The sequence below is a fragment of the Actinocrinis sp. genome, assembly GCF_035650855.1.
Lineage (GTDB): Bacteria > Actinomycetota > Actinomycetes > Streptomycetales > Catenulisporaceae > Actinocrinis.
Map to the genome: position 1 here is coordinate 1 of NZ_DASRGV010000373.1, position 6,955 is coordinate 6,955.

A 6,955-nucleotide genomic window follows, 5' to 3' on the forward strand; every position below is an offset into this window, starting at 1 on the left:
GAGTACGTGCTCACGTTGGCGCTCCGGTGAATTGGTCGCGTCCGTCTTACGCGACAGTCGGCGCACGCCGACCAGGCACTTACCGCAACCGTCGTATTCGGTGACGTCCCCCGCGACGACATCCATATCAACCATGATGAACTGCTCCCATCGCTCACGCATATGAGTTTTGGGGGAGCTACCGGGCGGCAAGGACAACTACCAGGTCGACCGGGACGCCGCCGAAGAGGTCATGGCGATCATGCCGCAGACGCGGATGGCGGCGCGCGCCAACCGGGCGTTCCTCGGCCGCGTCGTACGCCACCTGGCCGGCCTCGGCGTGCGCCAGTTCCTCGACATCGGCACCGGCATCCCCGGCCCCGGCAACACCGGCGAGGTCGCTCACACCCTCGCGCCGGACGCCCGGGTCGTCTACGTGGACAACGACCCGATCGTGCTGGCCCACGCCGAGGCGCTGCTGGCGAAGGCGGACCGGGCCCGCACCACGGTGATCAGCGGGGACCTGCGCGACCCGGCGGCGATCCTGGCCAACCCGAGGGTCCGCGAGGTGCTCGACTTCGCCGAGCCGATCGCGGTCCTGCTGATCGCGGTGCTGCATTTCGTCCGCGAGGACGAGAACCCGTACGGCGTGGTCCGCCACCTCATGGACGCGATGCCCCCGGGCGGCTTCTTGGCGCTCTCGCACGCCACCGGCGACTTCGATCCCGTATCGGCCCGCGAAGGCGTCCGCGCCTACACGCAGGCCGGCGCCCGCTTCGTGCCGCGGACACGCAGCCAGTTCACAGCCTTCTTCGAGGGAACGGAACTGCTGGAACCCGGCATCGTGCAGGTGCCGTATTGGCAGCCTGACGAAGAACTGTCGCCGGAGGCCGCGAGCGTGTGGTCATACGGAGGCGTTGGCCGCAAGCTCGGCTGAAGCAGCGCTCCGCTCCGCACTGTCGTCTGATTCGGCGGGACGGACCGGGTCGGCCGGTCGTGTGCGGCGGACGAGTCCCACTGCGAGCCCTGAGATGACGACGAGCACGCCGGCCCAGACCAGCGGGCCAGGCACGCGTCCACCGGTGGCGATTCCGGTGAAGGCCGCGCAGATCGGGGCCACTCCGGTCAGCAGGCCGACCGCTCCGACGCCCAACGCCGCGACCGTCGAATACCAGAGCAGGAAGGCGACCGCGGTCACCATGATCGCGAGGTAGGCCATGGCGGCCCACTCGGCGCCGGAGAGCCGGCCGGCCGCGTTTGGCCCCTCGCCGGCCAGCCCCAGCAGCGCGAGCATCACCGCGCCGATCCACACCGAGTGCAGCGAGACGCCCCAGGCGCCGTGCCGGCCCAGCACCGGCACGGCCATCAGCGTGAAGGACGCCTCGCAGACCAGCGCCACCGCGGCCCAGCCGATCCCGATCGCGTCGGCCCGGCCGGTGCCCTCGACCAGGGCGCTGCCCGCGGTCACCACGACCGCGGCGAGCAGGACGCGCCGGTTCGGCCTTCGGCCTTCCAGGAGCGGACCGATGACTCCGAGCACCACCGGCACGCAGGCGACCGCCACCGCGATGACGGCCGGTTCGGCATGCGCGACCCCGCGCACGACCGCCACGTTGAACAGCACCAATCCGAGTGCTGCGATGCCCGTCAGCCAGAGCCATTCACGGCCGCGCGGCCGCACGATCGGCACTCGGGCGGCCTTCGCGAGCGCGAGCAGGATCAAACTCGCGGCCGCGTACCTGATCGCCTGCGCGGTGAACAAGGGGGCTGAGGTCAGCTCGCGAGAGACCCCGACGCTGCCGCCGACCAGGCACATCCCGAGCACGCCGGACGCGACGGCGCGGAGGGTGGATGGGCGTCGGGTGGCCGGACGGCGGCCCGCTGCGGTTGCGTCCGGTGCCGGCGCTGCTGAAATCGTCTCTGCCACGAAGCCCACCCTGCCGCCACAATGGTCCGGTGAGTAGATCCAAAGACGAGCCGCCCGACCGGTCCAAAGCGGGAGCGGATTTCCTCCTGCTGAACCTGCGGGAGGCGCCGGCCGGCGGCCTGTCCGACTGGCTGGCCGAGCAGTTGCGGCGCGCGATCGCGGACGGCCGGCTGCCGGTCGGCGGCACCTTGCCGCCCACTCGGGTGCTGGCTGAAGAACTGCGCGTCTCACGCGGGGTGGTCACCGAGGCGTACCAGCGGCTGATCGAGGACGGACAAGCCGTCGGGCGCGGGCGGGCCGGAACGGTCGTGGTGGCCGCTCCGATCGGAGCAAATCCGCCGCCTCGCGGTCCCGGCGTGGTCGTGCGGCGGAAACCGTCGGTGGCGTCGCCGCCGGCTCCGTCGGTCTTCGCCGCGCCGCCGGACGCGGACGTGTTCGACGCGTTGCGCGCGAATCCGGCGCGGTTCGACTTCACGCCCGGCGTGCCCGACTTGACGGCGTTCCCGCGAGCCGCCTGGTTGCGCGCCGAGCGCCAGGTGCTCGCCCGCCTCTCCCCCGCCGACTTCGGTTACGGAGATCCGCGCGGCGCGCCCGCCTTCCGGCAGGCGGTCGTCAACTGGCTCGCGCGATTTCGGGGCGTACGCGCCGAGCCCGGCGAAGTGATCGTGGTCGCCGGGGTGGCGCAGGCGCTCGGCCTGGTCGCCGAGGTCCTCACGGCCGAGGGGATCCGCGAGATCGCCCTGGAGGATCCCGGTTCGCTCGGCGTCCGGCAGCATTTGCGCAGCCGGCACCTGGCGACGCTGCCGATCCCGGTCGACGCTGCGGGCCTGCGCGTCGACGCGCTGCGCTCCAGTGGCGCTCGCGTGGTGGCCCTCACGCCCGCGCATCAGTTCCCTACCGGCGTGGTCCTCGACGGTGCCCGACGCAGGGAGCTGATGCAGTGGGCCGACGAGGGCGGGCTGATCCTGGAAGACGACTATGACGCCGAGCATCGCTACGACAGGCCGCCGGTCCCGGCCATGCACTCGCTGATCCCGGAGAGCGTGTTCTACACCGGGAGCGTCTCCAAGATCCTGGCCCCCGCCTTGCGCGTCGGCTGGCTGCTCGTGCCGCCGCATTACCGGGATGCGGTCATCGTCACCAAGCGCTACGCCGATCTCGGGAACGCGGTGCTGCCGCAACTCGTGCTCGCCGAGCTGATGGAGTCCGGCGAGATGGAGCGGCATCTTCGGATGCTGAGACGGCGGCACCGGCAGCGCCGCGACGCGATGATCGGCGCGATCCGCACGCACCTGCCCCGCGCTCGCGTGCACGGCGCCGCCGCCGGACTGCATCTGATGATCACGTTCGACGAACCGCTCTCGGACACCGAGCTGGCCGCCGCGGCGTTGGCGCGCGGGGTCAAGGCGCAGCCGCTGTCCTGGCATTATCAGCAGCCGAGCAAGCCGGGGCTGGTGCTCGGCTACGCCGCCTGCACGCCGGGCGACGCGGCCGAGGGCATCGCGATCATCGGCGAGGCCTTGCGGCAGCTGGTCAGCTGATCGGCTGACCAGCTGCCGCAAGGTCGCGGGGATCTAACCGGGCGCTGGGCGGCGGTCGGGTTCCGGTTCGGCTGGTGCGTTGCTGCCTATCCGACCTTCCAGTTCTGAGTGGCCGAACCGGAGCAGGTCGCCACGTCGAGCAGCGTGCCGTCCGCGGTCGCGCCGGCGACCGAGTCAAGGCACAGGTTGGTGCCGCCGCCGTTGGTGATGGTTCCGTTCGCGTTGACAGTCCACTGCTGCGCCGCCAGGCCGGTGCAGTCCTCGATGACGACTGCGGTGCCAGAGCCCACCGTCGATCCGGTACCCGCCTGCATGCACTTGTTGCTGTACACGGTCAGCAGGTGCGTCGTGGTGTAGTTCCACTGCTGGTTGCCGCCGTTGTTGCAGTCCCACAGGTCGAGCTGGGTGCCGCTGGTCGTGGACCAGCCCGGGACGTCGACGCAGCGCCCTGATGCGACGCCGGTGATCGAGGTGCCGGGCGGAGCCGGCGGCTGGTCGTTGACCGGCGGGACGGTGCCGAAGCCGTAGCCCCACTTCAGCTGGGCGACGCCGGTGGCGCTGTTGTCCTGCAGCTTGCCCTTCGCGTCGAGGCTCTCGATCGAGTAGGCGTCGCCGAAGCGCAGTCCCGGCCAGTAGACCAGACCCATGCCCATTCCGCGGGCGATGTCGGTCACGGCGGCGAAGTAGGACGTGAACACGTTGCCGTTGTGGTTGCCGTAGTTCAGGCCGACCGTCATCGGCGAGCCGGCCTCGTCGATGATCGTGCGGTATGCGTACCCGCCGATGCGCGGAAGCAGGTTGTTGATCCAGTCCGCCTCGGTGGTGTAGCTGCCCCAGAAGCCGTAGAAGTGCAGGGAGAGCAGCGTGCCGTTCAGGGCCGTGCTGGCCCCGACGCCGGTGACGTTGTCGTTGTAGCCGGTGCCGCTGATGACGACGCGGTCGCGCGGTACGTTGCCGTGCCGGGCGAGCCAGTCCGTGCAGATCTGCACCCACTGGCTGGTGTTGTACCCGAACGGCTCGTTCATCGGCTCGAAGTAGACCCGCGGATTGTTGCGGTACGCCGCGGTGACGGTGTCCCACATCTGATTCCACGTGGTTACGTCGTCGATCTTGCCGTCCTTGGCGGTGTTCGACTCCCAGTAGCTGAGGATGACCTTGTCGCCCTCGGCGGTCGCGGCGTCGATCGCGGCGCGGTACGACTTCCACCAGGCGGTGCCGACGCTGGCCGGGTTGATCGGCAGCCGGATGGTGTTGGCGCCGAGGTTCTTGCGGAAGCCGTCGGCCATCTTGTCGGCGATCCGGTAGACGGTGCGGTAGTCGTCGGTGACCGCGAGCCCGCTGGGCACCACCGCGTCACTGGCGTAGTTGTCCCGCGGATCGGCCCAGTTCACGCCGTGGAAGCTGCTCGGCGCGGCCGCGGCGGCCGAGGATGCCGCCGGGTCGGCCGTGGCCAGGGCGGCGAACGCACTGGAGGTCGTCGCGGCGGCCACGAGGCCGAGCGAGACGACGAGCGCGGTGCGCCCGCGCCGGGTGAGGACACCACGCATCGGGATGTATCGCATTCTTGGCCCCTCAGTTAATTCGGGGGTAAATTAACTCGATGGAAGCTAGGGCCACGCCGGAACGCTGTCAAGGGGTCGCCATGGACGCGCTGGTAGGGTGGCCGCGGAGCCTCGACTCTTAGAAGGCATTGGTTGATATGCGTTGGGGTGCGGGCTCGGTCTCCGGGGACATGACCCGGACGGCGGTGCTCGCCCTGCTCGCGCGCCGCGGACCGCTGAGCCGCGCGCAGATCGCGGAACGGCTCGAACTGAGCCCGGCCACCATCACCGCGAGCACGCGCAGGCTGCTGACCGAGGGCCTGCTCGTGGAGGAGGACCCGCGCCCCTCAGTAGCCGGCCGCCCCTCGATCCCGCTGGCCTTGGTGCCCGCGTCCGCGCACGCGATCGGCATCCAGGTCGCCGGCGAGCACGTGAGCGGTGTGATCGCCCGGCTCGACGCGCAGGTGGTGCACGGCTTCCGCCGCGACTTCGATCCGGCCGCGCCGGACGCGATCCGGACACTCACGACCCTGATCCGCGCGGAGGTCGACGAGGCCGAACGCGATCGCCTGCCGATCTCCGGAGTCGGCGTCGCGGTGCCTGGCATCGTCGAGCCCGAAACCGGAACGCTGCGCATGTCGGTGCGCCTGGGTTGGACCGGCACTCCGCTGGCCGCCCGGCTGCGCAAGGCGCTCGGCGTGCCAGTGTTCGTAGACAACGACATCAGCGCGATCACCGCGGCGGAGCGGCTTTACGGACCCGGCGCCGACGACGCCGACTTCCTGCTCGTCGCGATCGGGCAGGGTATCGGTCTCGGGATGGTGCTCGACGGCGCTCCGTATCGGGGCGCGGCCGGAGCCGCCGGGGAGTTCGGCCATCTGCCGATCCTGCCGGACGGCCCGCTGTGTGTCTGCGGCAATCGAGGCTGCTTGGAGACGCAGGTCAGCACCGAGGCGCTGCTGCGGGACGCCCGCGCGGCCGGAATCCTGACCGCGGAATCAGGCCTCGCTGACCTCGACGCGGCCGCGGCCCGCGACGACCAACAGGCCGTCAGCCTGCTGAATCGGGCGGGGGAACTGCTCGGGCGGGCGCTGGCCGGCGCGATCAACCTGCTCGGCCCGCAGACCGTGGTGGTCATGGGCGAGATCACGGCGCTGTGGCTACACCTGAGCGAACCCTTCCACCACGCCCTCGCGATGCACCTGCTGCCGGCCGGGCGGGAGACCCGGATCGACGTGCGCGCCTGGGACGAGGAGTTGATCGCGGCCAGCGCCGCCCGCATCGTCCTCGGCGCGCCGCTGGCCGCTCCGCGCCAGAAGGGCTGAACCCGCGGCGACGCCGGCCGGGCCGGCCCGAGTTGTCTCGGACCGGCCCGGTCTTCGGTTTCCGCGTTCCCCTTATCCGATCTACGGACTGGTACAGCTCACACCGGTCGCCGGCGCGGAATTGCCGCCGGTGGCGGTGAAGCCGAAGGAGGTCGAAGAACCCGGCGATATCGAGCCGTTGTAGGCCGCGTTCTTGACGGTGACCGCTCCGCTGGTGCCGCTGTTCACCCCGTTCCACAGACTGCTGATGGTCTGCCCGCTCGGCAGGGTGAAGTGCACTGTCCAGCCGTTGACCGGTGAGGAGCCGCTGGCCACCGTCACGTTCGCCTGGAAGCCGCCCTGCCAGCTGTTGGTCACGGCGTAGGTGGCGGTGCATCCGCCGTTGCCAGGAGGCGGGCTGCTCGGCGGGTTGCTCGACGGCGGCGTGGTGCTCGGCGGAGCCGTCGACGGCGGCGGGCTGCTGCCGTGGCTGACGGTGATGCTGTCGTTGCCGCTGCCGCCGCCCCAGGCCTCGGTCGCCAGGATCTGGTAGTTGAGCGAGCCGAGGTTCATCCCGTGGCTGGCCCAGGCGTTGAAGAAGTTCTGCGTGGTGATGGTGCCGCTGGTGGTGTTTCCCTGCCGGATCGCCAGGTACTGCTCGAA

At 70.7% G+C, this 6,955-nt stretch carries 6 protein-coding genes; 3 read left to right on the plus strand and 3 right to left on the minus strand.

Annotated elements, in window-relative coordinates; translation table 11 throughout:
- Positions 1-169 precede the first annotated feature (169 nt).
- A complete protein-coding gene (locus VFB40_RS26240) occupies positions 170-916 on the plus strand; it encodes an SAM-dependent methyltransferase (protein ID WP_324855285.1) in 747 nt (248 codons plus the stop codon).
- Here VFB40_RS26240 and VFB40_RS26245 read toward each other — a convergent pair.
- Positions 884-1,906 carry a DMT family transporter gene (locus tag VFB40_RS26245; RefSeq protein ID WP_324855288.1) on the minus strand — a complete coding sequence of 341 codons (1,023 nt, stop codon included), beginning with the start codon at positions 1,904-1,906 and terminating at the stop codon, positions 884-886. The two genes, VFB40_RS26240 and VFB40_RS26245, sit on opposite strands and share 33 nt — an antisense overlap.
- Positions 1,907-1,935: 29 nt before the next feature.
- Between VFB40_RS26245 and pdxR the strand changes: the two genes are divergently transcribed.
- Positions 1,936-3,447, plus strand: coding sequence for a MocR-like pyridoxine biosynthesis transcription factor PdxR (pdxR, locus tag VFB40_RS26250; protein ID WP_324855290.1), 1,512 nt, complete (start codon positions 1,936-1,938; stop codon positions 3,445-3,447).
- Between the two features lie 86 nt (positions 3,448-3,533).
- Here the strand turns inward: pdxR and VFB40_RS26255 are convergent, their stop codons facing one another.
- Positions 3,534-4,994 (minus strand): ricin-type beta-trefoil lectin domain protein, encoded by a 1,461-nt coding sequence (locus VFB40_RS26255; RefSeq protein ID WP_414642154.1) that lies wholly within the window; start codon positions 4,992-4,994, stop codon positions 3,534-3,536.
- Positions 4,995-5,146: 152 nt separating this feature from the next.
- On the opposite strand from VFB40_RS26255, the gene VFB40_RS26260 reads away from it, so the two are divergent.
- Positions 5,147-6,313, plus strand: coding sequence for an ROK family protein (locus VFB40_RS26260; protein ID WP_324855294.1), 1,167 nt, complete (start codon positions 5,147-5,149; stop codon positions 6,311-6,313).
- 81 nt (positions 6,314-6,394) lie between these two features.
- Here the strand turns inward: VFB40_RS26260 and VFB40_RS26265 are convergent.
- On the minus strand, positions 6,395-6,955 hold a 561-nt coding region (locus tag VFB40_RS26265; protein WP_324855296.1), incomplete at its 5' end, for a cellulose binding domain-containing protein.

Bases quoted from the DNA above. Each gene is read 5' to 3' on its own strand.
- VFB40_RS26255 (WP_414642154.1), bottom strand. From the start codon at position 4,994: ATGCGTGGTGTCCTCACCCGGCGCGGGCGCACCGCGCTCGTCGTCTCG.
- VFB40_RS26260 (WP_324855294.1), top strand. From the start codon at position 5,147: ATGCGTTGGGGTGCGGGCTCGGTCTCCGGGGACATGACCCGGACGGCG.